General features: G+C 64.7%; 14 protein-coding genes. 5 read left to right on the forward strand and 9 right to left on the reverse strand.

Going from position 1 to position 25,805, the window contains the following annotated elements:
- Nucleotides 1-5: 5 nt before the first annotated feature.
- The 6 genes from AC0KTM_RS06275 to AC0KTM_RS06300 all read right to left on the reverse strand — a co-directional run bounded on the left by AC0KTM_RS06275 (nucleotide 6) and on the right by AC0KTM_RS06300 (nucleotide 8,717).
- Nucleotides 6-2,258 (reverse strand): heavy metal translocating P-type ATPase, encoded by a 2,253-nt coding sequence (locus tag AC0KTM_RS06275; RefSeq protein WP_472415185.1) that lies wholly within the window; start codon nucleotides 2,256-2,258, stop codon nucleotides 6-8.
- Between the two features lie 81 nt (nucleotides 2,259-2,339).
- Entirely contained in the window at nucleotides 2,340-2,546 is a 207-nt protein-coding gene (locus tag AC0KTM_RS06280) for a heavy-metal-associated domain-containing protein (protein WP_014711838.1), read from the reverse strand.
- 289 nt (nucleotides 2,547-2,835) lie between these two features.
- The gene (nbtC, locus tag AC0KTM_RS06285) at nucleotides 2,836-5,937 is read right to left on the reverse strand and encodes a nocobactin polyketide synthase NbtC (protein ID WP_472415187.1); all 3,102 of its coding nucleotides are present in this window, start codon (nucleotides 5,935-5,937) and stop codon (nucleotides 2,836-2,838) included.
- 3 nt (nucleotides 5,938-5,940) lie between these two features.
- On the reverse strand, nucleotides 5,941-7,239 hold the full coding sequence (locus AC0KTM_RS06290; RefSeq protein ID WP_472415189.1) for a beta-ketoacyl [acyl carrier protein] synthase domain-containing protein: 1,299 nt from the start codon (nucleotides 7,237-7,239) through the stop codon (nucleotides 5,941-5,943).
- The gene (locus tag AC0KTM_RS06295; RefSeq protein ID WP_472415191.1) at nucleotides 7,236-7,994 is read right to left on the reverse strand and encodes a thioesterase II family protein; all 759 of its coding nucleotides are present in this window, start codon (nucleotides 7,992-7,994) and stop codon (nucleotides 7,236-7,238) included. Before AC0KTM_RS06295 ends, AC0KTM_RS06290 begins: the two co-directional genes overlap by 4 nt.
- 165 nt (nucleotides 7,995-8,159) lie before the next feature.
- Entirely contained in the window at nucleotides 8,160-8,717 is a 558-nt protein-coding gene (locus AC0KTM_RS06300) for a GNAT family N-acetyltransferase (RefSeq protein ID WP_225329660.1), read from the reverse strand.
- Between the two features lie 265 nt (nucleotides 8,718-8,982).
- Here AC0KTM_RS06300 and AC0KTM_RS06305 point away from each other — a divergent pair, with 265 nt between their 5' ends.
- Both AC0KTM_RS06305 and AC0KTM_RS06310 read left to right on the forward strand, forming a co-directional pair.
- The gene (locus tag AC0KTM_RS06305; protein ID WP_472415193.1) at nucleotides 8,983-14,013 is read left to right on the forward strand and encodes an amino acid adenylation domain-containing protein; all 5,031 of its coding nucleotides are present in this window, start codon (nucleotides 8,983-8,985) and stop codon (nucleotides 14,011-14,013) included.
- Complete coding sequence (locus tag AC0KTM_RS06310) at nucleotides 13,970-18,568, forward strand: amino acid adenylation domain-containing protein (protein ID WP_472415195.1); 4,599 nt, start codon at nucleotides 13,970-13,972, stop codon at nucleotides 18,566-18,568. The genes AC0KTM_RS06305 and AC0KTM_RS06310 overlap by 44 nt, the downstream gene beginning before the upstream one ends.
- Before the next feature lie 200 nt (nucleotides 18,569-18,768).
- On the opposite strand, the gene AC0KTM_RS06315 is transcribed toward AC0KTM_RS06310, so the two are convergent.
- Complete coding sequence (locus AC0KTM_RS06315) at nucleotides 18,769-20,145, reverse strand: SagB family peptide dehydrogenase (RefSeq protein WP_472417383.1); 1,377 nt, start codon at nucleotides 20,143-20,145, stop codon at nucleotides 18,769-18,771.
- A 398-nt stretch (nucleotides 20,146-20,543) separates the two neighbouring features.
- Here AC0KTM_RS06315 and AC0KTM_RS06320 point away from each other — a divergent pair, with 398 nt between their 5' ends.
- From AC0KTM_RS06320 to AC0KTM_RS06330, 3 genes are all read left to right on the forward strand, one after another.
- Entirely contained in the window at nucleotides 20,544-21,251 is a 708-nt protein-coding gene (locus AC0KTM_RS06320) for a YoaK family protein (protein ID WP_472415196.1), read from the forward strand.
- Nucleotides 21,252-21,759: 508 nt separating this feature from the next.
- Nucleotides 21,760-21,969, forward strand: coding sequence for a hypothetical protein (locus AC0KTM_RS06325; RefSeq protein ID WP_225329664.1), 210 nt, complete (start codon nucleotides 21,760-21,762; stop codon nucleotides 21,967-21,969).
- A gap of 16 nt (nucleotides 21,970-21,985) precedes the next feature.
- On the forward strand, nucleotides 21,986-23,320 hold the full coding sequence (locus AC0KTM_RS06330; RefSeq protein WP_374109732.1) for an MATE family efflux transporter: 1,335 nt from the start codon (nucleotides 21,986-21,988) through the stop codon (nucleotides 23,318-23,320).
- A 216-nt stretch (nucleotides 23,321-23,536) separates the two neighbouring features.
- Here AC0KTM_RS06330 and AC0KTM_RS06335 read toward each other — a convergent pair whose 3' ends face one another.
- Nucleotides 23,537-24,952 (reverse strand): sensor histidine kinase, encoded by a 1,416-nt coding sequence (locus AC0KTM_RS06335; protein WP_225329665.1) that lies wholly within the window; start codon nucleotides 24,950-24,952, stop codon nucleotides 23,537-23,539.
- Complete coding sequence (locus AC0KTM_RS06340) at nucleotides 24,945-25,637, reverse strand: response regulator transcription factor (RefSeq protein WP_374109733.1); 693 nt, start codon at nucleotides 25,635-25,637, stop codon at nucleotides 24,945-24,947. The genes AC0KTM_RS06335 and AC0KTM_RS06340 overlap by 8 nt, the downstream gene beginning before the upstream one ends.
- Nucleotides 25,638-25,805 lie beyond the last annotated feature (168 nt).

Here is a 25,805-nt window from a genome sequence, read left to right on the forward strand (position 1 = left end):
CGGGATCACCGGATGCCCGGCTGAAACCGGCGAAGCCGCAAGCTGTTACTGACGACGAACCCCGAGGAGAGCGCCATCGCGGCGCCGGCCAGCATCGGATTGAGCAGCCCGGCGGCGGCGAGTGGCAGCGCGGCGACGTTGTAGGCGAAGGCCCAGAACAGGTTTCCCTTGATCGTGGCCAACGTCTTGCGCGATAGCCGGATCGCATCCGGCACCGCGCGCAAGTCGCCGCGGACCAGGGTGAGGTCACTGGCCTCGATGGCGACATCGGTGCCGGTACCCATCGCCAGTCCGAGGTCGGCCCGGGCCAGCGCGGCAGCGTCGTTGACGCCATCGCCGACCATGGCCACCACCTTGCCATCGGTCTGCAGCCGCTTGATGGTATCGACCTTGTCCTGGGGCAGCACCTCCGCGATCACGTGGTCGATGCCGACCTGACGGGCGACCGTGTCAGCGGCGGCCTGGTTGTCGCCGGTGAGCATGATCGGCGTCAATCCAAGCGCGCGTAGTTGGCTGATGGCCTCGGCCGACGTCGGTTTGACCGCGTCGGCCACCACGAGCACGCCGCGTGGCCTGCCATCCCAGCCGACCGCGACGGCGGTTTTACCATGCGACTCGGCCGCGTGCATGGACTCAGCGAGCTTCTCCGGCAGGTGCTGCGACCAGTCCGCCAGCAGCCGTTCGCGGCCCACCATCACCGCGTGGCCATCGACCACACCTTGGACACCGAGCCCCTCGAGGTTGGTGAATTCCTCGACGGCCGGAAGTTCGCCGAGCTTCTCGCGTGCCGCTTTGGCGATCGCGGTGGCGATGGGATGCTCGGAGGCAGCCTCCAGCGCGCCGGCTACCCGGAGCACCTGATCGGGCTGTTCGCCGTCGTCGGTGATCACATCGGTCAGGGTCATCGCGCCAGCGGTTACCGTGCCGGTCTTGTCGAGGACGATGGTGTCGATGCGTCGCGTCGATTCCAGCACCTCGGGACCCTTGATGAGGATGCCGAGTTGGGCGCCGCGGCCGGTGCCGACCATCAGAGCGGTCGGCGTGGCCAGGCCTAGTGCGCAGGGGCAGGCGATGATCAATACTGCGACGGCGGCCGTGAACGCCGCGCCGATCGACCCGCCGACGACCATCCACAATCCCAGCGTCGCTACCGACAACACGATGACTATCGGCACGAAGATGGCCGAGATCTTGTCGGCCAGCCGCTGCGCGTTCGCCTTTCCGGTTTGCGCATCCTCGACCAGCCTGGCCATCTGCGCCAGCTGGGTGTCGGAGCCGATCCGGTTGGCCCGCACCACTAGTCGGCCGCCGACATTGACGGTGGCCCCGATGACGTGGTCGTCGGGCCGAACCTCCACCGGCACCGATTCGCCGGTCAGCATCGATGCATCCACCGCCGAAGCACCCTCGACGACGACGCCGTCGGTGGCGATTTTCTCCCCAGGCCGCACCACAAACTCGTCGCCGACCGCCAGTTGTTCAATCGGAATGCGTTGCTCCACACCGCCTTTGCGCACCGCGACGTCCTTGGCGCCAAGGTCGAGCAACGCACGCAGCGCGGCGCCGGCCCTCCGCTTGGCTCGGGCCTCGAAGAACCGGCCAGCCAGGATGAAGGTTGTGACACCGGCGGCGGCCTCGAGATAGATGTTCCCGGTGCCATCGGTGCGTGTGACGGTGAACTCGAACGCGTGCCTCATCCCAGGCATTCCGGCGGTGCCCCAGAACAGCGCATAGACGGACCAGCCCAACGCGGCGAGCGTGCCCATCGAGATCAGCGTGTCCATGGTGGCGGTGCCGTGCCGCAGGTTGGCCCACGCGGCCCGATGGAACGGCCATGCCCCCCACACGACCACTGGAGCCGCCAGCGTCAGCGAGAGCCATTGCCAATTGGTGAACTGGAGCGGCGGGACCATGGCCATCACGATCACCGGCACGGTCAGCACCAGCGAAACCAGGAGCCGCTGCCGTAGCGACGCGGTGGGGTCGTCGGGCTGCTCGTTCAGGTCGCCATCGGTCGCCTTGGGCTGGGGAAGCGCCGCCGAGTAGCCGGCATCCGCGACAGCGGCCACCAACTGATCGGCCGAGACATCTCCGACGTAGGCCACGCTGGCCCTTTCCGTTGCGTAGTTGACCGTCGCGGTGACGCCGTCAAGCTTGTTGAGCTTCTTCTCAATTCGGGCCGCGCACGACGCGCAGGTCATGCCGTCGATCAGCAGCTCGACGTGGCCGTTGGGTGTTGTCTCGATGACGGGACGCACAATGCTCTCCTTTAGGGGCCCGGCCTGCTAGCGGGGCCGGCGGACCGTTCGACGGGGGTCGCACACAGTTGAGGGTTTGCTTCAGCCGGCGAGCTGGTATCCGGCCTCTTCGACGGCGGCCTTGAGCGCGTCGTTGTCGACTGGGTTGTCGCTCTCCACGGTGACCTTGCCAGTTGACAAATCGACGTCGACTGCGGTGACGCCGGCGATGCTGCCGACCTCATCATGTACTGAGGATGCGCAATGGGCGCAGGTCATTCCCGCAACCCTGACTGTGACGGTGCTCATGTCGGCTCCTTTCACGTCGAAAGCCGTTTCAATCAACAATATACCCCCATAGGGTATCTGTCCAAGTGTCAACATCCCGAACGAACGCGTTGCCGAGCTCACGGGGACGAAGGTTCATTTGGCATAACCACATTTCGCCGAAAATATTGCCCCGATCGAAAGATGGCACGGACCACCAACGGCTATTGACGGCCTCACTGCGAAGCGAAGCGCCCATTTATCGAGTCGCATCGGGCCGGCATGCAGTCCGGCGGCCGAATCGACGCGACGCACAGGAATTAGTTCCTGGTCAGGGTGCAGCTCCCGGTCCGCCCAACTGCGTCAGAACGTCTGCAAGGGATGCCCCTCCGAGAAGGTCCGAGACCTCTAGATCGTGATTGAATTCCGCCTTTACGCGGCGGCGCAACTCCAGTGCCTGCAGGGAATCCAGACCGATGGCGACCATGGGGGCGGTGGTGTCGATTGTCTCGGCGCGGTCGACACCGATGGCTTCGGCCAACAGGTTTACCAACCGTTGGGGCAGGCCTGTCTCCTCGACGGGGGCTGGAGCTTCGATGACAGAAGTTGCCGCGACGGGCGAGGTCAGCCGGGATAGCAGCGGGCCGTAGCCGTAGACCTCCAGTACCGATCGCGCGCGAGGAAAGTCGAATGCCGCGACGATGGCATTGCCAGGAAGTCGGCGCATTCCCAAAGCGATTGCATCGGCGGGAGACATCGGGACGACACCGATGCCTGCCAGCTGCGCCATGCTCGTGGCATCGAGGTCAAAGTGGACGGTCCACTGCCCCCACTGCACGGACACGCAGTCCAGCCCCTGGGCTCGCAGCCGGTGCGCCATGGCATCCAGCATCCGATTGGCCGCCGCGTAGACGACCTGCCCTCGGCCTCCGATCGTCGCCCTGGCCGAGGAGCATAGAACTACACGACAGTTATCCGTCCTGGGGAACGCCCCCAATATCCGCCAGATGCCAACAACTTTGGCGCGTAACGCCTGGTCGACTTTCTCGGCGGTGATGTCCAGGAAATCGACAGCCGAATACTCTACGGCGGCGTGGATTATCAGATCCGCAGGCACGCCTTGGTTTTCGGTAGCCAGTAGCGATACCGCTGCTTGGTCGTACACGTCGCACCTGGTGACACGGATCTGCGTCGCTGTGGCCGAACGAATGTGCTGCAGCCGATCTGCGACGGCAGCCGTCTCGCCCGATCTGCTTACCAACGTGATCCGCTGCGCGCCGCGGTGCGCGAAGTGCTCACAGAATTCGAGCCCGAGATTTCCTGTGCCCCCGATGATGAGCACATGCTCAAGGGGTGCTGTGTCGCGGTCGCCGGCGAAGGTGTCGCCCTCGGCGAGCCGCTTGGCGTAGAGGCCGCCGTTGCGGAGTGCCAGCTCCGATTCTTCAGCCGTGTGCAGCGCCATGAGGATCGCGTGTGCCGAGTCTGACGCCGTCAACCCGCGCGGCAGATCGAGGTGCCGGAATCCGATGCCCGGATGATCGGCGCCTATGCTGCGAAACCCTGCGCTGGCTGCCGCATGCACCGGATCCGGCGGCGCATCGTCTGCAACAACCGCCTCACCGCCGACTGTTACGAGCCAGCAGTCGGTGAGCGCGTCGTGTATCCCCGGCCACCAGCTGCGGTCGGCAAAGAATGTTGCGACCTCGGCTGCTGCGGCGGCGTCGTCCAGTTCGGGCGATTGCGGAACCAGTATGACGAGCGTATCGAGATCGCCACTGGCGGCGCTGTTTTCGGTGTTGATCATGCGAGCCGTGGCGCCGATCTCTTCTGCCACGACGCATAACGTGGTGGCCAGGTCCCCGCAGGTCCCGGTGTGATCAACTATTCCGATGGCGCGCGGCGGCATCAGTGAGCGCTGCGACAGCCGAACCCACTCCTCGACGAGAAGGCGAGCCGGTATGGCTTCTGCGGCTAGGCCGCGCGCCGAATCAGCCACTGCGGCAACGGGTGTGACAGCGGATGATTGGCGGGCACGCACGGGCAGAACCTCGTTATACGGCAGCCACAGCCGCGTCTCGTTCATCCGGGTGTTGGGAAAATCGCGTAATGGGAGCCGGACGTGGCAGTCAGATTCGGTGCGCAGGCACTCCCACGAATAGTCAAGGTCGTGTACTGCCACCTGCGCGAGGCCGCGGGTGAACTCGCCCAAATCGGTGGCAGTTCGCTCCGACGTGCCGACCACCACCGCCTCGCGTTCACCCGCCTGGACAGCGAGATTCTCGTGAATCGCCAACTGCAGCGTCGGATGTTCGGCCATTTCAACGAAAGTGTCGATGCCGTGCCGCACCGCGGTCGCAATCGCTTTATCGAAGCGAACGGTGTTGCGCAGGTTCCAGAACCAATATTCGTCGACCGGCAGCTCAGGCATGATGGGGCCGCCGAGAGTGCCTCCGAGGCAGTCGATGTCGGTGTCGAGGAACTTCGGATTCTGCAGTTGGCGCTGCATGGACGCACGTACCGAAGTGGCGAGCTCATTGATCAAGCTGCTGTGCGCGGGATACTGCACGGCAATGACGCGCGCGAACGTGCCGCGCTCGGTCAACGTGTCCACGATGCCCTGCACCGTCTCTTGATCACCTGAAATGCCCACCATGCTCGGGGAATTCACCACCGACAGCTGCGCCCAGCCCGAGCAACGTGCGAGTAAGTCCTCGCAGGTGTCACGGTCGGCGGCGACAACGGCCATGGCGTAATCACCGGACGCGAACTCGTCGGCGGCACGTGCGCGGAGCCCGACGACGAGCGCGGCATCTGCCAAAGTGGTCATCCCGGATACGTAGGCCGCGGCGATCTCGCCCTGACTGTGCCCGATGGTGACGTTGGGCGCAATGCCGAATGATCGCCACATCGCGGCCAGGCCGGCCATCTGGGTGAACAACGCGGGCTGGACGACGCCCGAACTGTCTTCGGCTGGAAATTCGTCGTCGAGAAGGTATTTCAGCGGCGACTCGCCGAACTGCGTCTGGAATGCCTCGGCACAGCGATCTGCCTCGGTGCGGAACGCCGGTAGCGACTCGTAAAAGAGCCGCCCCATCCCCGGCCGTTGGCCTCCCTGCCCGGGAAAAACATAGGCGAGCCGTCGGGTGCTGGCGGGTGTATTCGTGCGAACCAACGAAGGGTGTTCGTGTTCATCGATAACCGCGCGCAGGGCGCTGATCAACTCGTCGTGGTGGGTCACCATGGCCAAGGCTCGGTGCCGGCGGGCGATCCGCGTCCGAAACAGCATTTCGGCGATCCGGTCGGGTGCCACCTCGGGATGATCTGCCGCATAAGAAAGAAGGCCTGCAGCTTCCTCACGCAGAAGGTCGCGGGATTCGGCGGATAGCAGGACGGGAATGGCGCCGTTCGGAAGCCGGTAGGTAACAGGTGCCACTATTCACTCCTGGGAACTCGCGGGCATCGCGACGATTGCGTGCGCGTTGGCGCCTCCAGCGCCGAACGACGACACGGCACCGTAGCGGACGCCGCCTTTGGGCTCCCACTGGTGCAGTTTTGTCGCCAGTCGCAGGCCCGTCAGGTCCCAGTCCACCTTCTTGGTCGGGTTGTCCGAGAAGAGAGTTGGTGGGATCTGACCGTGCTGGCCGGCGAGTAACAGTTTGATCAGTCCGAGGATTCCGGATGCCGCTTGCGCGTGCCCGGCGTTCGACTTCAGCGAGCCCAGCCGCGCCTCGGATCGCGCCGCGCCGTAGGTCTTGAACAGGGCGAGCAATTCCACCGGGTCGCCCGCACGGGTCGCAGTCCCGTGCCCTTCGATCATTCCGACATCGACCGGATCGATCCCCGCCGCCTCGATTGTCTTGCGGATGAGCTGCTCTTGCGCGCGCACCCGGGGTACGAGGATCGGCTTGCCTTTGCCGTTGTGGTTGGTGCGGACGGCCAGGATGCGCCCATAGATCCGGTGTCCCAGCCGGCGTGCGCGGGATTCAGATTCGACAACCACCATCCCCGCGCCTTCCCCCCACACGGTGCCGCTGGCGTCCTCCGAGTAGGCGCGGCAATGCCCGTCAGTGGAAAGCGCATTGAGCCTTGCGAACTCGTAGAAAGCTCCCGGTGACCCCATGACGCACGCCGCGCCGGCAAGCGCCCATTCGCACTCGCCCGTCCGCACCGCCGTGGCTGCCAGGTGCAGGGCGGTCAACGACGACGCACACGCCGAATCGATACACATCGATGGTCCGGACAGTCCAAGGCAGTGCGAGATACGCCCGGCGGCCCCCAGCTGGCCTAGGCTGGCGATCCGATGTCCGCTGTGGGCATCGGCTACGGCCGCACGCGGGCCGTACTCCATCGGGGACATCCCGACGAAACAGCCGACGTCGGCGCCGTCCAGCGCGCCGGGGTTTATCCCCGAATTCTCCAGTGCCTTCCACGCCACGCGCATCGCCACCCGTTGCTGGGGCTGCATCACGAGGGCCTCGCGATGCGTGATACCGAAAAAAGGCGGGTCGAATGTTGTTGCGCCGTCGAGGAACCCGCCCGCGTCGAACACCGGCCCCCAGCCGTCTAGCTCGGATACCGACAGGAGATCGTCGATCGGCCAGCCGCGATCGCGCGGAAAGGGGGCAATCAGTTCCCTGGCTTCGGCAAGTGCGGACCACAAGGCTGCGGGGCTGTCGATTCCCCCGGGCGCCTCGACGGCCATTCCGGAAATGACGATTGGGTCGTCGCTGCTCACGCCGTCTGCTCGCGGTGCGCACTAGACGCCAACAACTCCGCGACGGCGCCTATGTGCGATTCCAGGTAGAAGTGTCCGCCGTCGAACATCGTGACCTTGAGGGTGTCGGTATGTTTGCCCCACCCGTACAAATCGCCCAACGTGATATACGGGTCCTGATCACCGCCCATCGCGTGTACCGGAGCCGCTACCTTGATGTCGTCGGCGCAGGAGTAGGCGTCAAAAGCGTTGTAGTCGGCTTTAATCACCGGAAGTGCCCGTCTCATGATTTCGCGGTCTGTGAACACGTCCGTGCTGGTTCCCTCCAGCGCCGCTAGATGGTTGAGGATCCCCTCGTCATCCTTGGGATGCGGTGGCTTGGTCGCGGCGCGGTAAGGGGCAACCGCCGCGGAGACGTTCAACTGGCGCACATCGATTCCGCTGGCTTCGGCGATACGGACAAACTCGAACGCGACCAACGCCCCCATGCTGTGCCCAAACGTGACGATCGGGATCCCGCGATTGTGCTCCGACGTCCAGAATTCGCCGAACGCTCCAGCGGCGATCTCGGGGAGTGATTGCAACGACGCTTCAGCCGCCCGGTCCTGCCGTCCCGGGTACTGGAAAATGATGACGTTGAATGTCGTGCGCAGTGCTTTCGAAAATTCGCGGTAGGCCGACGCGCCAGCCCCAGCATGCGGAAAAACCAGCAATGGAACGCTTTCGGGCAAATCCGGTTCGTGGAACTGTCGGATCCACCGCAGTGTGCGCGGCATGCAACGCTACCTTTCGCTTCGTGTCGCTCGATGCGCCGCGAGGAACCCGCGCGGCGGCGCGACCACCGCGTGCGTCATTAACTTAGCGTAGGCTAACATAAGCTCCTCGCCTTCGGGAGATGGCACTGGCCCGCCGTCCGAGTTTGGGGCGGCGCTTGGTCGGCCCTATCGGTCACGGATCATGAGGGCGGCGCGCTTGTTCGGCAGATCGAGTTCCGTGATGCGCTGAAACCCAGCGTGGTCGAGCACCCGGAGCACCCGCACATTGTCAACGTCGGGTTCGGCGACCACCCGGGCGGCTTGCGTATCCGCATCCAGTTGCCATGACGAGACCGTGCGTAGCAGGTCCACCGCCAGCCGCCGTCCGCGGTACTCGGGTGGACCCAGCAGCATGTGTACGCCTGCGTCGTGCTCGCGGGCGTGGTAGTACTCGGCCAGCGGATCAAGATCGGCGCGGTAGAGCTCCCAGTAACTCATCGGGACGCTATCCAACAGGCCCAGGTATGGAACCGAGTGCGCGCTGGAGTGCTGTTGGTGCAGATAGGACGCAATCCGGACGCGGGACCACGGCTTCCTCCAGAATCGCGCCACCTCGGGGTCGTTCATCCAGCAATGCATCAGGTCGAGGTCGCCGTCGGGGTCCAGCCGGCGCAGCGAGAATTCGCCCGCGAACACTTCATGATCAACCGCGGCGCGGCGTTGCTGCAGATCTAGCGTCTGCACCTCGTGTACCTCCCGACCAAAGGGCCCATGCGGTGCGCGACGAGCACATCGGGCAATGAGCAATCCGATCTCGTCGCCGCGGCAGGCGCACGAGCCATGTAACTTAGCGAAGGCTAACATAAGCCCTCATCGCGGTACGGTGCCGGCGACGAAGGGATCATTGATGTGTGTCGTGTCGTGTCGTTCGGGATTGCGGACCCGGGGGCACAGGACGCTCCGTGCTCTGATCGATCCGGCGAACTGAATAACGGGAGTGAGGCGAGCCATGGCCGACGACGTCAAGACTTTGGAGCAACGTCGCCTGGAACTGTTACGTAGGCGCATCGCCGAACGCGGTCTGGCGGCGAGGGACTCGGCCGAGCTGGTGCAGATCTGTGCGGGAGAACGTTACCGTCTGTCGGCCGGCCAGCGCCGGATGTGGTTTCTGCAGGCCATGGACGCAGACGACGTTACGTTGAACATCTGCGTCGCCTACCGGCTGACGGGCCCTCTGGACGAGGCACGCTTACACGCAGCCCTCAATGAGGTCGTTGCCCGGCACGCTGTTTTGCGTACCACATACGCGGTGGATAACGAGGGTGAACCTTATCAAGTATTTTCCGATGATGCTGAGATCGGTTGGCGAACAGATGATTTGACCCATCTTTCAGAGGCCGAGCGCGAGCGCCAGATCCAGGCGTTGGTGCGAGACGAATTCGGCAGGCCATTCGACCTGACCGAGGATCTTCCGCTGCGGACAACCCTGATCCGCTCCGGCCCAGACGAATTCGTGCTGATCCTCGTCGTACACCACATTTGTTGGGATGATGACTCCTGGGCTGTCTTCTTCGGCGAGCTCAGCGCCGCCTACAACGGTCATCAACTGAACGGTCGCGCGCCACAGTTCATTTCGGTCGCGGTGCTTGGGAACGAGGCGGAACCCACCAGTGCCGACGTCGGCTACTGGACGGACACTTTGCGGCCGTCACCGGAACCGCTGGAGCTTCCCGGTGTGGGTGCCGCGCATCCGTCCAGGCGGGCCGAACGTCGAACTCGCGCCCTTCCCGCCGACTTGTTCGGCAGGGTCGAGGATTTTGCCCGAAACCGCTCCGCTTCACCATTTATGGTGTTATTGGCGGCCTTTGGCGTGCTGATACGCCGCTATACCGGCGCAGCAGATTTTGTGATCTCCGTGCCGGTTACCGGACGCAGCGCCCCGGCCGAGGGGGCGATCGGGTACTTCGGCAACACGCTGTTGCTGCGGATCGTCGCTCGACCGCACGACACGTTCACCTCGTTCGTCGACACGGTACGTGAAACCTGTTTTGCCGGGTTCGCCCACCAGTCCGTTGGCATCGATCGAGTGGTGCGCGAAGCCAACCCGGAGCGGGCAATGGGGCACGATGGCATGGACCAGCTGGTCCGCTTGGGTTTCAGCATGCGCAACAGCGCAAGTGGATTGGTGTTGGACGGTGTCGCGGTAGGACAACTCGAATTGAGCGCGGTAGCCGCCCAGCTTCCGTTGGCCTTGACGGTTGTGCTCGACCCAAAGGGCGTATCGGTCGAGCTCGAGCACCAGACCGACGTGTTGAGCTCGGCACTTGTCGATCAGATGCTGGCCCATTATCTGCAGCTGTTGAACAACGCCCTGACCGAACCCGAACGTCGCCTCACCAAATTGGACCTGCTCGGCGCCGGTGAGCGGGAAGCCGTCCTGGCGCAGTCGCATGGGGAAGTTGTGGCCACGCCGGCCACCACGATGGTCGCGATGCTTGAAGCAGCCGCGGCCGTCGCTCCCGACGCGGTCGCGCTCGTTTCCGACGCGGGTGAACTGACCTATGCCGACCTGCATGCTCGCGCGAATCGCCTGGCGCGCTGGCTTATCGGGCGAGGCTTCGGTATCGAGGACGTCATCGGGCTGCGTATGACCACGTCGATCGAGTTCATCGTCGCGCTGCTCGCCGTGCTGAAAGCCGGTGCGGCGTACCTGCCGATCGACCCCGCCTATCCCGACGACCGCATCCAATACCTCGTCACGGATGCCCGCCCCCAGACGGTTATCGGGCGGCAGGAATTCGACGCCGCCGAAAATGCCGCCGCACAGTTGTCGGACGCCGCGCTCACCGACGCCGACCGGCTACGTCCGTTGCGTCCCGACCACTTGGCTTACGTCATCTACACGTCCGGTTCCACTGGGCGGCCCAAGGGCGTGGCTGTCTCGCACCGCGCGATCGCCGAGCATGTGGATGGTTTCATCGCCGAGTGGAGCGTGACCGGAGAAGACCGGTGGCTGCAGTCGTCGTCGGTGAGCTTCGATGCTTCACTGGCAGACATCTTCATCCCGTTGTCGCTTGGCGCACAGCTGATCGTGCCCAGGCCCGAGGCCTTCGGTGACATCGATTACGTCGCCGAGCTGATCAATCGCCGCGGTGTCACCGTGCTCCACATGGTGCCCTCCATGCTGAGCACCCTGCTGATGCTGCCGCAGGCAAGCCAATGGCGGCAGTTGCGTCATGTGCCGGTGGGCGGAGAGGCGCTTCCCACTGAGGTAGCCGACAAATTCGCCAGCTACTTCGACGCGGAGCTACGCAATCACTATGGCCCGACCGAGGCCGTCGTGTGCTCGACACACAAGCGGGTCGCGGGGTCGCCGGGCGCGCGCGTAGTGCCGATCGGCGTGCCGAACCGCAACGTCTACGCCTATGTGCTCGACGAGCAGTTGCAACCGGTGCCCGCGGAGGTCGTCGGTGAGCTGTACCTCGGTGGCATTCAGTTGGCGCGTGGATATCTCGGTCGTCCCGGGCTGACCGCGCAGCGATTCATCGCCGACCCTTTCAATCCCGGCATGAGGCTGTATCGATCCGGAGACCTGGTCCGCCGCAACATCTCTGGCGACCTGGAGTTCGTCGGCCGAGCCGACGAGCAGGTAAAGATTCGTGGCTTCCGCATCGAGCTCGGCGAGGTCGAGTCCGTGATCGCAACGCATCCAGCGGTGCGGCATTGCCTCGTCGCCGTGGAAGACACCGAGGCCGGGCCCATGCTGGCCGCGTACCTGGTGCCAGCGGCTGATGAACACCTCTCCGCCGACTTGGATCTCGATGAGATACGCGCACATGCCGCCTCGGCCCTGCCTGAATACATGGTGCCCAGCGCATTTGCGGTTATCCATGAGATCCCGCTAACTGTGAGCGGCAAACTGGACAAACGGGCACTGCCCGCACCTACGCCTATCGCCGTGCGCCGCTACCGTGAGCCGGCGACCGAGACCGAGCGCCGGATGTGCTCGATTTTCGCCGAACTGTTCGGCTGGGAGCGTGTGGGTGCTGAGGACTCATTCTTCGGGCTGGGTGGCCATTCGCTGTTGGCGGCTCGGCTGGTCGCGCAGATCCGTGCCGAATTCGGCATAGAGCTGACCGTTCGCGCCGTGTTCGATACGCCCACCCCGGCCGGCTTGGCGGCTGCGCTGGTCGAGCAGTTCCGTGCCGAGTTCGATATCGACCTTGACGCGATGGACGCCGAGGACACTTTCGACGACGCAACGTCGGCGTGGCAATCAAGCCGCCCAGAACTCGTCGAATCGGTCCGCCCGGAGCGGCTTCCGTTGTCCTACTCGCAGCTCGCCGCGTGGTTCCAGTATCGGATGGAAGGGGCGGGGGACGGCTTTAACATGCCCTTTGCGCTTCGCTTCGACGGTCCCCTGGACATCGTCGCCCTCACCGCGGCGGTCAACGACGTCGTTAAGCGCCACGACGCCCTGCGCACGAACTTCGATGAGCACGAAGGCGTTCCGTATCAAATCGTGCACCCGAGCTTGCAGTTGGAACTACCAGTCCGGAAGATCACCCCGGACGGCTTCGATGACACGGTGGCGCAGCTGCGCCGGCACGTGTTTATGCCCGAGTCGGGGCCGTTGATTACGGTCACCCTGTTGGCGCTCGGCAAGGATACGCATGTGCTGTTGGTGGTCGTGCACCACATCGTCAGCGATCACGCCTCTCTGGGGATCTTCTTTGACGACCTCGTCACCGCCTACCGCGAGCGGCACCAAGGGCAGGCGCCGCGGTGGACCACATCGCCGATCCAGTTCGTGGACCACGCGCTGTGGCAACGAGATGCATTCGCTTCCCTATGGGGACAGGCGGAGCTGGCGTATTGGCGTGACGCCCTAGCTGGGTTGCCCGACGAGGTCTCGGTTGCCCACGATTATTCCCGCCCGCCGACGCTCGGAAAGCGTGGGGAGGTGGTGACTTTCACCTTACCCCCCACCCGCCGGGCGTCCTTAACACAGCTCGCCGAGCAAAATGGCGCCAGCGAGTTCATGGTTTATCAGGCCGCCCTGGCGGTAGTGCTGCACAAGCTCGGCGGAGGGACGGACATTCCGCTTGGCAGTCCGGTCGCGTCCCGTGTCGAACCGATCACGGCTAATCTGATCGGCTTGTTCGCCAACGTGGTGGTGCTGCGCAACGACCTGTCCGGTGATCCCAGCCTGCGCACCATGCTCACCCGTAGCCGCGACACGGTGCTCGACGCATTCGCACACCAAGAGCTTCCGATCGAACGTCTGGTTGAGGCTCTCAACCCGCCGCGCTCACGGTCCCGAAACCCGCTGTTTCAGAACATGATCCACTTTCGCGGAGAGGACTGGGCGCTGATACCGCGCCCTCTCACCGAGACCGGCGGCACCACGGTCGTACCGCTTCCGATGGACTTCGAGGTCTCACTACTGGATCTGGACGTGGGCATCAGCGTGACGCCGGGCGGTGAACTCGACGTGCGCGTCGTCGCCAATGCCGATCTCTACGAACCTGCGACGGTTGCCCTTATCGCCGCCGCTCTGAACGCAGCACTCGATGCGTTCGCGACGGCGCCGGACCGTCCCGTGTCCAGCCTGGAGTTGCTTCCCACGGATGATATGGAGAAACTCCTCGCCCCGCCGGCCCCGCCCGTCGCTGCGCCATCGAAACCGCCCACCGCAGGCTCGGTGGAAACCGAGCGGATCCTCATCACCTTGCTGGAGGAGTTGCTCGACGTCACCGGTCTCGATCGCGACGACAACTTCTTCGCGCTCGGCGGTGACAGCATCATTTCCATTAAATGGTCGGCGCAGGCAACTGCGCACGGACTGGCCTTCACCCCGGGAATGGTGTTCGAGTACATGACCATCGGCGAGCTGGCCGCGGCGATCGACGCGGCAGCGGGTGAGCCGGCGGCCGAGGCGGATTCGCCGCCGAAGCAGGAATATACGCCGATGAGTGCGTCGGGCCTGACCCCCGATGCGTTGGCCCAACTCAACGCATCCTGGCTCAACGAGTCGTGAGGTATTTGTGACCACAGATCCGCCGCAGATCGAGGATGTACTCGCTCTTAGCCCTCTGCAGGAAGGGCTGTTTGCGTTATACCGATTGACGCAGGACAGTATCGACCTTTACAGCATGCAGTTCGTCGTCGATGTCGACGGACCAGTCGATCTCGAGCTGCTCCGCCGCAGCGCTCAAGCCATGCTGGTCCGACACCCGAATCTGCGCGCCGCCTTCTGGGATCGTGATGTACCCATGCCCGTGCAGATCGTGCCCACGCAGGCCGAGCTGCCCTGGTCCGAACGGTTCGCACCGCCAACGGAATTCGATGCCATCGCACGATCGGAGCGGCGCCGCCCGTTCGATCTGAGTCGTGGACCGGCATTGCGGGTTGTGCTGCTTGGCACTCCCGGCGAGACCAGGCGCCGGATGATTTTCACCGCCCACCATATTCTGGTCGACGGCTGGTCCCTCGCCGTGTTCTTCACCGAGATGCTCACCGTGTATCGGGCGGGAGGATCGACCGACGGGCTACCGACCGCGCGCCCGTACCGTGACTACATCGTCTGGCTCGCCCAGCAGGACAGGGCGGCCGCGACCGCTCAGTGGATGACGTACCTGCAGGGTGTGTCCGGGCCGCTCATGGTGGCAGACGGGACCGTCGCCGCGGGCGAGGGCGAGCCGGAGAAGACCGAACTGGTGTTGCCTGCGGCCGATACGGTGCGGCTGCGACAGTGGGCGGGTCGCAACGGTCTTACCCTCAACACCGCAGTGCTATACGCGTGGACGGTCGTGCTCAGCAGGCTCAGCGACCGTCGCGATGTCGTTTTCGGCACCATCGTCTCCGGCCGTCCGGAAAACCTGCCCGGCGTGGAAACCATGGTCGGACTGTTCATCAACGCCGTGCCGGTGGTGCACCAGGTGAGCAGCGCCGACTCGGTGGTGGAGCAATGTGCCCGGTTGCAGCGCGAGTCATCGGCGATGCGCGACATCGGTTATCTCAGCCTGTCGGAAATCCAGCGTGAGCATGGCCGGGGAGCCCTATTTGATTCGCTGTTCGTCTTCGAGAACGCACCGATCGAGGACGCGATCCGGGCGGTGACCACACCGGACGGGGCCCGGTTCAGTCCGGTAGAGATGGAAAGTCTCACGCACTACCCCTTGACTGTGGTCGCGCACATGAAAGACGACGCGCTGTTGGTACTGGTCGAGGCGATTCCTGAGGCACTTCCGCATCTTCGGCCCTCCCAGATCGGCGAGCGCTTGCTCGCCGTGCTGCGCCAACTCCCCGATATAGGCGACGGCACCCCCGACGCACTGGATATTCTCACCACGGCGGAGCGCGCCGAGTTCGAAGGGCTTGCGACGCGGCCGCTACCCTCTGCGGAGAGCGTCTCGGTGTGGGAGACGTTCGAGCGGCAGGTGCACGCCACACCGCATGCCGTCGCCCTGACTACCGGTGGTGGTGAGTGCTATACCTATGCCGAACTACACGCGCACGCGTGCCGGCTCGCGGGGGAACTGGCCGAGCAGGGCATAGGACCGGAGAAAATCGTCGCGCTGGTGCTGCCGCGCTCGACTCGATCCATCGTCGCCATCCTGGCCGTGCTTGCCGCCGGTGGCGCCTATCTGCCGGTCGATATCACGTTGCCGAACGCTCGTATCGAATCTATTTTGCGGCAAGCAAATCCGGTACTCGCCATTGTTGAAGCCAGCTACACGGAGTTGGTAAGCGGTGGGGTCGCCACAGTGGTCATCGACGATCCCGCTGCCGCCGGGCGCATCTCGCAACGCGCAGCCGCCAGCCCGGCGGTTCGCCGGCACCCCGAGCACAGCGCGTATGTCATCTTCACATCGGGTTCGACCGGTGAACCCAAGGGCGTCATCGGCACCAATGCCGCGTTACTCAGCTATTTCGCTGACCACCGCGACCGTGTCTACCGGGCGGCCTCGGCACGCCTGGGCCGCCCGCTGCGGATCGCCCACGCCTGGTCCCTGAGCTTTGACGCCTCGTGGCAGCCCATGGTCGGCCTGCTCGACGGGCATGCGATCCATCTGTTCGACGCCGAGGAGATGCGCGACGCAGATCGGCTGGTGAAAGGGATGTCCGCCAACCAGATCGACATGATCGACACCACCCCGTCGATGTTTCTCCAACTGCGTGCCGCGGGACTTTTGGACCACCCTCTTTCGGTGCTGGCCCTCGGCGGTGAGGCAATCGATACCGCGCTGTGGGAGCAATTGCGCGCTCCGTCGCCGACCGCGGTCTACAACTGCTATGGCCCCACCGAAACTACGGTGGAATCCGTGGTGGCACCGGTCGCCGCATATCAGAGGCCGACGATCGGCACCGCGAACGCTGGAACATTCGGCTACGTCCTGGATTCGGCGTTGCGGATGGTGCCCGACGGTGTGGTAGGCGAGCTCTATCTGTCCGGGGCGCAGCTGGCCCGTGGCTATGTCGGCAAGTCCGCGATGACCGCTGCTCGCTTCGTGGCGGACCCGCTGCGTCCCGGACAACGCATGTACCGCACGGGTGACCTGGTACGTCGTCTACCGCACGGCGGATACTCCTATTTGGGACGTGGCGACTCCCAGGTCAAGATTCGTGGCTATCGCGTCGAAATCGGCGAGATCGAGGCTGCGCTGCGTGGGCAGCCACAGATACACGATGCCGCGGTTTCCGTTCTGCGTCGCGACAGCGGCACAAGCCTCGTGGGTTTTGTTGTGTGGCAGGAGGATACGGCTGCTGACCCGGTGCGGCTGCGTGCCGCGCTCGCCGAACGGCTGCCGCCGTACATGGTTCCCGCCCGGATCGTGGCGATACCTCAGCTGCCGGTGAACGTGAACGGCAAGCTGGACGGCCGTGCATTGGACCGGCTCGCCGAGGATGCACTCTTGCGCGTCACTGCCGGTGGGGCGGCATCGGCGTCCACCGACACCGAACGCTCACTGTGCACAATATTCGAAGAACAGTTCAACGGCGTAGTGCCGCACATCGACGACGACTTCTTCTCACTTGGGTTAGACAGCATTGTGGCGATCTCGGTGGTCCACAAGGCACGGCGGCGCGGTCTCACATTGAGTCCACGGATGCTGTTCAGCGCTCCGACAATTCGCCAACTCGCTGCTGCTATCGATGCGGCGCCGGAATCCGCGGCGGCCGTAGAGAACACCGAATACGGTGAGATACTGCCGCTGCCGATGGTGTCCTGGCTCTACGAGTACGGAAATTACCGCCGATTCACCCATACCGTGTTGCTGCGATTGCCGTCTGAAATCGACCGTCCATCAATCGAGGCGATGCTGCAACTGTTGCTCGACGGCCACGACACTCTGCGATCGATTCTGATCGAGACCGCCGAGGGGCCACGCCTGGTTACCCGCGAACCCGGCGTGGTCCGTGCCGCTGACGTGCTCACCCGTCTTGAGCTACCGAAATCGTCCGCCGCGGAATTCAATGCGGCCTTAGCGCATTCGGCGCGTAAGGTCACCGACGAGATCGATCCCCACTCGGGTGCCATGGTGCGAGCCGTGTGGTTGTCCAGCGCCGGACCAGGCGAGATGCTGCTGATCACCGCACATCACTTGGCGGTAGATGTGGTGTCCTGGCACATCATGCTCGGGGATCTCGCGGCGGCGTGGCGCTCGGTGACATCGGGTGCGACGCCGAAGACGATGCCCGAGTTCACGTCTTACCGCCGCTGGTCGGAACTGATGTGGCAGCGGGCCGCTACGGCCGAAGTGCAGAGCCAGCGCGATTACTGGACCGCGCAGGTTCACGGGCCGGATCCTGCGCTGGGTAGGCGGCGTCCTGATCCGACTCGTGACACGTGGTCGACTCTGCGGGTCACACGGGCACTCACACCGACTGACGTCACTGAGCGCGTGCTCACAGCGCTCACCAGAGATGGGGGCATGGACGAATTCTTGCTGGCCGCGCTCACGATGGCCGTCGCGAGTTGGCGGCGTACTCGTGCACAAAATTTTGCGGCGGGCACGCTCGTCACGATGGAGGGCCATGGGCGCGCAGACGCTATTTTGGGGACCGACACCACAAACACGGTCGGTTGGTTTACGACTGCATACCCGGTACGGCTCGGAGTGGGTGCATCAGGTGTCGATGCCGAGCAGGCAGAATGCGATCCGGCAGCGGCCCGAGCGCTATTCGATTCGGTGGCTGGCCATTTGAGTATGGTCCCGAATGAAGGTCTGGACTATGGACTGCTTCGTTATGTGGACCACGTTCCAGAATTGCAGAATTCTGTCGAACCTCAGATCATGTTCAGCTACTTGGGTCGCCTGGACCTCACTGGTGGAACGGAGCAACCATGGTCGTTAGTTGCCGGCGACCAAGGCGACGCATTGCCCGTCGACCCTGAGCCAGATCTGCCACTGCGTTTTGCGCTGTACCTCGCCGTGGCAATACGGGGAACACCGGAGGGTCCGCAACTGACGGCTAACTGGCTCTGGAGCGATGCCCTGTTCGGGCACTCCGACATCGAGCGCCTGACGCAATTCTGGCAGCGCGGCATAGCCGCGCTCGCAGCCGGATTAGATGAAAGGCCGGCATGAAGCCTGGCGCACCCGAACTACCCACCGTCCCGGTCAGCGACCGTACGGCACCGCATCACACCGACGGTTGGCGTGCACGGCGATTTCTTTGGGTTCGGCGTCGATTCAATGTCGGCCGCCCCGATTCGCGCCCTGGCCGTCATTGCACCCCACTGCCTCGACGTCGCAGCATTGACCGACGAGGAGGTTCTCGCCGAAGGCTAGTTCGGGGCGGGTGAGCCGACGATGATACTGCCGACGCTGCACTCCTGTAGTTCATCGACACCGGTGGCTGCGACGAAAGCGGCGGTATCACCGAAGCCTTGCGCGCACGCGCCGAGGCCCATCGCGGTCGCGGCCAGGTAGATCGTCTGCATGAGGACGCCGACATCTTTGAGGATGGCGGCATAGGCGATCTGCTCGTAGGTCCACATGATGCGACCGCAACGTGCAGCCATGACGACGAGCACTTGCGGCTCGGCACCTCCGGTGAGAGTCGCTGCGGCCGGTTTCAACAGCTGGGACACGGCCTTCGAATCTGCTCCGGCGACAGGGCGTAGCACATGGTCGAACGAGTCGTAGTGGTACATCCCCGGCGCGAGTCCGGCGACATTGCGCACCACAGGGTAGAGCTCCAGCTCATAGAGACTGCCACCAGAAGGGTATGGGCGTGACACGAGTTCCTCGCCGTCACCGACGAGTTCGGTTTTCCGTGTTCGCGCTGTGCGATAGAGCAATTCGGCCAGCTGCCCAATAGTAATCGGGCGGGCGTCATCGAATGTCCTTGTGGAAACTCGGTCTTCGAGGACGGCCGTCAAAGTCGGGTCCTGCATTCGTTTGGCGGTCAGATCGGGAACCGAAAGGGTGATCGGCTCACCCGGATAATTCGTCCTGCGCGCCGGCGGCTGTGGGAATCGACCCTTCGCCCACTTGGTCGGGCCGAACCGCTCCCAGGTGACGGTGCGTTGACCCAGCGTGCTGCGGCGGTGAAACCACAGATCCGGTGCGCTCCAGCTGAGGGCATCGAACCTGCCGTCTTCGTCGCCGAGCTGGGTGAGGATGCCGCACCAGTGCAGATCCTCGATGAACCCTGTAGCGACGGCGCTCGGCACGCCTGAGGCGTCTGCTGCAGGCCCGTCGAGTAGGACAAGCAGGCGCGAGTCGTGAATGCGCACATCACACCATGCCAGCGGATGTTCAAGGACCAAGCCCTCTGAGTCTCGGTGCAGTACAGCAAATTTCGATAACGCGAAGGATCGCGGCGACATCGGCGCCGGCCGCATCGCGGGCCGTCCGACCGGCAGGATGGAGTAAAAATCGTTCTTTTCGTCGCGCACCGTGACCGCCAGCCAACCGCTCGTGGTGAGCTGATCTATCAGCGTGCCGACGCCACTTTCGCCCGCCTTCGTGAGTATCTCCGACAGCGTTGCCGGCCCGAGGTTCAGAGCCTTGAGTGCCTGTAGCTGGCCGGGGGTTAATCGGGTCAGTTTCTCGCTGCGCGGAGGATTCAGCAGCACGGCTCCAGCGGGCGTGACCAAGCAGGTGACACCGGAACGGAACGCGAATCTCGTTTGGGCGGCGTATGTGACGTCGGGCAATCCGCGAACCCTTCCGCTTCCGATTTGATCCACCGTGTCGACTCCCTCAGCGTAAGCGAGGCACAATTCATGCGGGTTAGCAGCTCCGGCGCGGGCTCACCAGCAAGCCAGCGGATAGCGTGCACGTGACGGACCTATCGCAAAACGGGAAACGCGAATCGCGAAGTGCACATTTGCCACACGTAACACGGCGCTGCCGTTCGGTCTTCCGTGAGAACGGAAGGGAGTATGACCATCAAATAGTCGCTCCGGGCACGGCGGGCGGCGGGTCGGTTGGGAGGGGGGCGATAACAGTGGCCGTCGAGCCGCGCGCCGAGGTTGCCGCGCCCCGCATGGGGTCTTGATAACATTGCTGCGTTTGCGTATGTGGCCCACCGAGCACCGACAGGGTAGAGACGATGCCAACCTGGCCGATTCCCGAGACCTGGATCCCGCGGGTGGTTCTGCTCGGCTACAGCGGGTTGCTCGCCGCGGTCGCGGGGTTCGTCAATTCGGTGGCCCTTTTGGTGTGGGCATTTCCGGTGGGGAACCTCACCGCCTTGACCACCAAGGCGGGTATGCATAGCACGAATCCTCTCATCTACCAGGGCCGCATGATCGCGGCGATCGTGTTTGGATTTCTATTCGGAGCCATTGCGGCGGGTGCGGTGCTGGCTGCCGTGCGGACTTTTGCTGGCCCTCGTCACGCTGCCGTCCTGCTGGCCGAAGCCGCGCTGCTGCTCGCCGCAGCCGGCGTTGAGCACCCGATCGGCAGGGCGCTCCTCGCCGCGTGCGCATGCGGGCTGCAGAACGGCATGACGTCCAATCTTCCGGGGATGCCGATTCGCACCACGCACTTCACCGGCACGATTACCGACCTCGGTCTGCTCTTGGGCCGCAGCCACCGCCACCGGGTGGACAAGTGGAAGGCCACCGTGCTGACGACGACCGTGCTGCTGTTCGTCGGGGGCGCAGCCGCCGGCGTGCTGCTTGGCAACCGGATTGGTGACCACGCGCTGATTCCCCCCGCCGTCGCCTGCCTAGCTCTGGCCGCGGTCATCATGCTGCAATACTGCCGTCGCGGCGCCCGCGAGGCTCCGGTGGCAGCGGTAGTCGAGCCCGCGTAGCGAGTCATCTCAGCCCGCCGGATCGCTCGGCAGCGACACGTGCACTACTGATGCCGTACATCCTGTCGCACGCGCGGTCATGCGCTGCCGCGCAATGTGCGCTCTGAGTGCACGGACATACATGCACGCTGAGGGGCTAGAAACCTCCATCATGTTCGACGCCGACCGCAGTCGTCCTGGCTGGTAGGCGACCACCACCCGACCGAGCGCCCCTAAACTGAGGTGGCACTCATTTGCCACGGGTAACGACCGACACCGGGTCGTTTCGCGCGCCCCGCGCACATCGGCTGGCCACGCGGCCCGTTGCGATCTGCTGGACAATTCCGCGATTAGCCAGGCACCGCTGGACCACCCTGCGTCTGCCTGGCTGACGATACTGTCGTGGGTGTTGGGCTCGGCCGCCACGGTTGCCCGAAGCCGGCGGTGGTCGAGCTGGTCTATGCGGCGGTCGGAAGCCGGCAGTGGTCGGCGCGCGCCCAGGGGAAGTTGAGAGAGCATCATCGATATCGTGTGCACCACGCGACAGGCCGAGGCGGCGACGGTGGTTATAGAGACCGAGCCGCAGCAGGGGCCGGTGCCGACGCGGGCCAAAGCCGCGGTGGATGTGGCCGCCATCATGTCGACGTTCGGCGGCGGCGGGGACATGCTGGCCGCCAGCGATACAACCGCCGGTCCTGCCGCCGAAATTGTCACTGCCCTGGTCACGGCACTTGCCTGACGAGCACCCGGCGGCTGTGCCGCCGACAGGTCCGCGAAGCCGCCGCGTCGGCGACCTGGAGCGGAGCATCACCGGCCTGGCCCTGCCGGCGCTCGCGGTGCTCGCCGCCGAACCGCTCTACCTGTTATTCGACACTGCGGTGGTGGGCCACCTGGGTGCGGTGAGCCTGGCCGGCTTGGCCATCGGCGCCGTGGTGCTCGGCCTGGTCGGAGTCCAGTTCCTGTTCTTGTCGTATGGCACGACGTCACGCTCCGCCCGCCACTTCGGTGCCGGCGACCGGGCATCGGCGGTCACGGAGGGAGTGCAGGCCACGTGGTTGGCGCTCGGCCTGGGCGCCCTGATCGTCGTCATGGTGCAGGCCGCCGCGGCGCCGCTGGTGTCGGCGATCGCCGCACGCGGGCAGATCGCCGGCGCGGCGTTGCCGTGGTTGCGGATCGCGATCGTAGCCGCTCCGGCGATCCTGGTGTCGCTGGCAGGTAACGGGTGGATGCGCGGGGTGCAGGACACCGCGCGACCCCTGCGCTATGTGGTCGCCGGTTTCGGGCTGTCGGCGCTGCTGTGCCCGTCGCTGGTGTACGGCTGGCTGGGCTTGCCCCGCCTGGGCCTGGCCGGCTCGGCGGTGGCCAACCTGGTGGGCCAGTTGCTGACAGCATTGCTGTTCGGGCGCGCGCTGTTGGCCGAGCGGGTGCCGCTGCGGCTCGACCGCACTGTGCTGCGCGCCCAAGTGCTGATGGGCCGCGATCTGATCGTTCGGACCCTGTCGTTCCAGGTTTGTTTCATCTCCGCCGCGGCGGTGGCCGCCCGGTTCGGCACAGCGGCGGTGGCCGCGCACCAGGTGCTGCTGCAGCTGTGGGATTTAGCTGTGCTGGTGCTCGACGCGCTGGCGATCGCGGCGCAGTCGCTGGTGGGCGCGGCATTGGGGGCAGGCCAGACCGTGCGTGCCAAGTCGGTGGCCCGGCATGTGGCGGCGTATTCGCTGGCCGCCGCGACGCTGCTTGCTCTCATGTTCGGCCTGGGCGCTCCGGTACTGCCCACGTTGTTCACTCACGACCGGTCAGTTCTGGACGCCATCGCTGTGCCGTTGTGGTTCTTGATCGCCCAGCTGCCGATCCAAGGGATCGTGTTCAGCCTGGACGGAGTCTTGGTCGGCGCCGGCGACGCCAGGTTCATCCGCAACGCCACGCTGATCAGCGCATCGGTCGGGTTCTTGCCGTTGATCTGGCTGTCGTTGATCTTTGGCTGGGGACTCGCCGGTGTCTGGTCGGGTTTGGGCACCTTCATGGTGATGCGATTGGGTTTCGTGGGGTGGCGGGTGTGGTCCGGTCGTTGGACGGTGCAGGGCACCGGCTAATGCCCTTGTGGGCAATGCGCCGAAGTTTCGTGCACGGTTAGCCCAACGCCTCGTCGGCGAGTCGGCCTGCACGCGCGCCGAACGACGGATTCCACCACCGCAAGCAGCAGCCCCTCATCCCACGACAGCTCACCATCCGTTCTCGGCACTCACTGTGACTCGGTGACCGCGATGAATCGATACTGCTGCGGTGAAAATCCCCTACAGACTGCGCGGTCAGACCGTGGGCCGCTGGTCGGCCCGCGCCGTCCGGACTGTGCCATTCTGCCGCAAGGCGGGAAGTCGGGTGATGAATGTTGCGCCGTGGCCAGGAGTGCTGTGGGCGGTGATCATCCCGCCATGGGCCTTGACGAGCTGGGCGACGACCGCCAGTCCGATGCCGGAGCCGTCGGCGCGCGCGGTGCGGCTGCGATAGAAGCGGTCAAAGATGTGCGGCAGGTCGTCGGCCGGAATGCCGGACCCGGTGTCGGCGATGGCGAGCTCGGCCCATCCGTCGATCTCGTGCAGGGTGAGGGTGACCGCGCCGCCGGCGGGCACGAACTTCAGCGTGTTGGTCAGCTGATTGGCGACGATTTGGGCAACTCGCACCGGATCCGCGTCAACCCATACCTCGTCGAAGTCGGTGCGCACGTCTATAGCGGCTTCGTCGAATCTGCCGGCCAGCGAGTCCGCGGTGTCGGCCACGATGCTGGTCAGTGAAATCGGATGCCGGTCCAGGGTGAACGCGGCAGCGTCGGCGGAGGCCAGCGCTTCCAGGTCAGCGACCAAGTGGGTCAAGCGCAGGGTTTCGTTATGCAGGGAGCGGATGACGCCGTCGGTGGGCTGGCGAATTCCGTCTTGCACTGCCTCGAGTTCACTGCGAAGGATTGCCAGCGGGGTGCGCAACTCGTGGGCGACATCCGCGGTGAAAGCGCGGCGCAGTTGATCCTCTTTTACGACGTGTTCGACCATGGTGTTGAAAGCCTTTGCCAACTGCCCTATTTCGTTGTTAGGAACAGCGGTGACGCGTCGGTCCCGATGTCCAGCGGCGAGAGCGCCGGCGGCGCTGGTTAGTTCGGTGATGGGTTTGGTGGCGCGGCGGGCGGTGTACACGCCGACGAGCAGCGCTACCAGCGCCGCAGTGAGCGCACCGGCCAGCAGTAGCCGGTTGACCGATGAATGGAATTCCTTGTCCACGGTAGGTACTGCGCCTTGCGGTACGCGAACGACGAGGGTACCGACTTGCCTGCCCGCGACAACAACGGGCAAGCTGCGGGGTGGCCCGAGGCCACCGGTGCCCATCATTTTGCGGTGCATCTCGGGTGTGCCTGCGTCGGTGTTGGCGTCGGCCACTGACCACACGCGATGACCAGAGGCATCGCGAAGTTCGGCCTCAGAGCCGGTCATGATCACGGTAGGCGCAATGCGGTTCAGCGACATGGGGCTCCAGGCATCGTTGCGGCGATAGTCGGCGGCAAACAGCGCCACCAGCTGCTCCTGCTGAGCGTGTTGCTGTTTATCGAGGTAGTCCTGAAACCGTCCGGCGAAGGCCGTGTTGACCAGGACCGCGGTCAGTAGGGCGGAGCCGGCGCCGAGCGCCGCGAAGGCCAGCGCGAGTCGGCGGGCGAACCGGCCCGGCAGCAAACTAGGCATCGCGGTCGATTGCGAATTTGTAGCCGATACCCGGCACGGTAGCCACCAGCTGGAACGGTGCGGCGTCGCCGAGTTTGCGGCGCAGGTTTTTTACGTGCACATCGATGGTGCGTTCGTAGGCATCAAATGCGTGGCCCTGGGTGCGGCCGACGAGTTCCAGCCGTGTCCAGGCCCGTCCCGGCCTGGACGCGAGCACGGCGAGCAAATCGAACTCGCTGCGGGTGAGCTCGACAAGTGCATCGTCGACACGCGCTTCCCGGCGATCGGTGTCGATGCGTAGCCGTCCATCGCCGTAGGAGATGTCGGATTCGGTGGCCGAAGGCCGACTGCGGCGCAGCACCGCCTCGACGCGGGCCACCAGCTCGCGCGGACTGAACGGTTTGACCACGTAGTCGTCGGCGCCCAGCCGCAACCCGGCGACCCGGTCGTTCTCGCTGGCCTTCGCGGTGAGCATGACGATCGGTAGGTCGCTGTCCTTGCGCAGCAGGCGGGCCACTTCGTCACCGGGCAAGCGGGGCAGGCCGAGGTCGAGCAGTACCAGATCAGGGCCCGCGGTCCGGGCCAGGTCGAGGGCCGTTTGGCCGTCGGCGGCCTCGAGCACCGCGTAACCCTCGCGTTCGAGGTATTCGCGCACCAGGGTCCGTAATTTCTTCTCGTCGTCGACGACCAGCACCGTGGGGCTCACGAGTTCACGGTAGGGCACGCCGATCACGGTTTGCTGGCAAGGCGGTTGTTCGAGCGGGGCCGAAAGCTCGTGCCTTTGCCGTTGAATTTGCAATCATCCTGCTGCTGTTCATCGCGCCCACCGTCTTGCTCGTCGCTGTCGTTCCCGACCCGACGCCGTCGGCGTCGA

The sequence above is a fragment of the Mycobacterium sp. NTMscope_Eco_3 genome, assembly GCF_976985685.1.

What these genes read in the sequence shown, in the direction of transcription:
- AC0KTM_RS06320 (WP_472415196.1), top strand. Translation starts at nt 20,544, where the DNA reads ATGCCAACCTGGCCGATTCCCGAGACCTGGATCCCGCGGGTGGTTCTG.
- AC0KTM_RS06310 (WP_472415195.1), top strand. Translation starts at nt 13,970, where the DNA reads ATGCGTTGGCCCAACTCAACGCATCCTGGCTCAACGAGTCGTGAGGTA.
- AC0KTM_RS06295 (WP_472415191.1), bottom strand. Translation starts at nt 7,994, where the DNA reads ATGCCGCGCACACTGCGGTGGATCCGACAGTTCCACGAACCGGATTTG.
- AC0KTM_RS06280 (WP_014711838.1), bottom strand. Translation starts at nt 2,546, where the DNA reads ATGAGCACCGTCACAGTCAGGGTTGCGGGAATGACCTGCGCCCATTGC.
- AC0KTM_RS06335 (WP_225329665.1), bottom strand. Translation starts at nt 24,952, where the DNA reads ATGCCTAGTTTGCTGCCGGGCCGGTTCGCCCGCCGACTCGCGCTGGCC.
- AC0KTM_RS06305 (WP_472415193.1), top strand. Translation starts at nt 8,983, where the DNA reads ATGGCCGACGACGTCAAGACTTTGGAGCAACGTCGCCTGGAACTGTTA.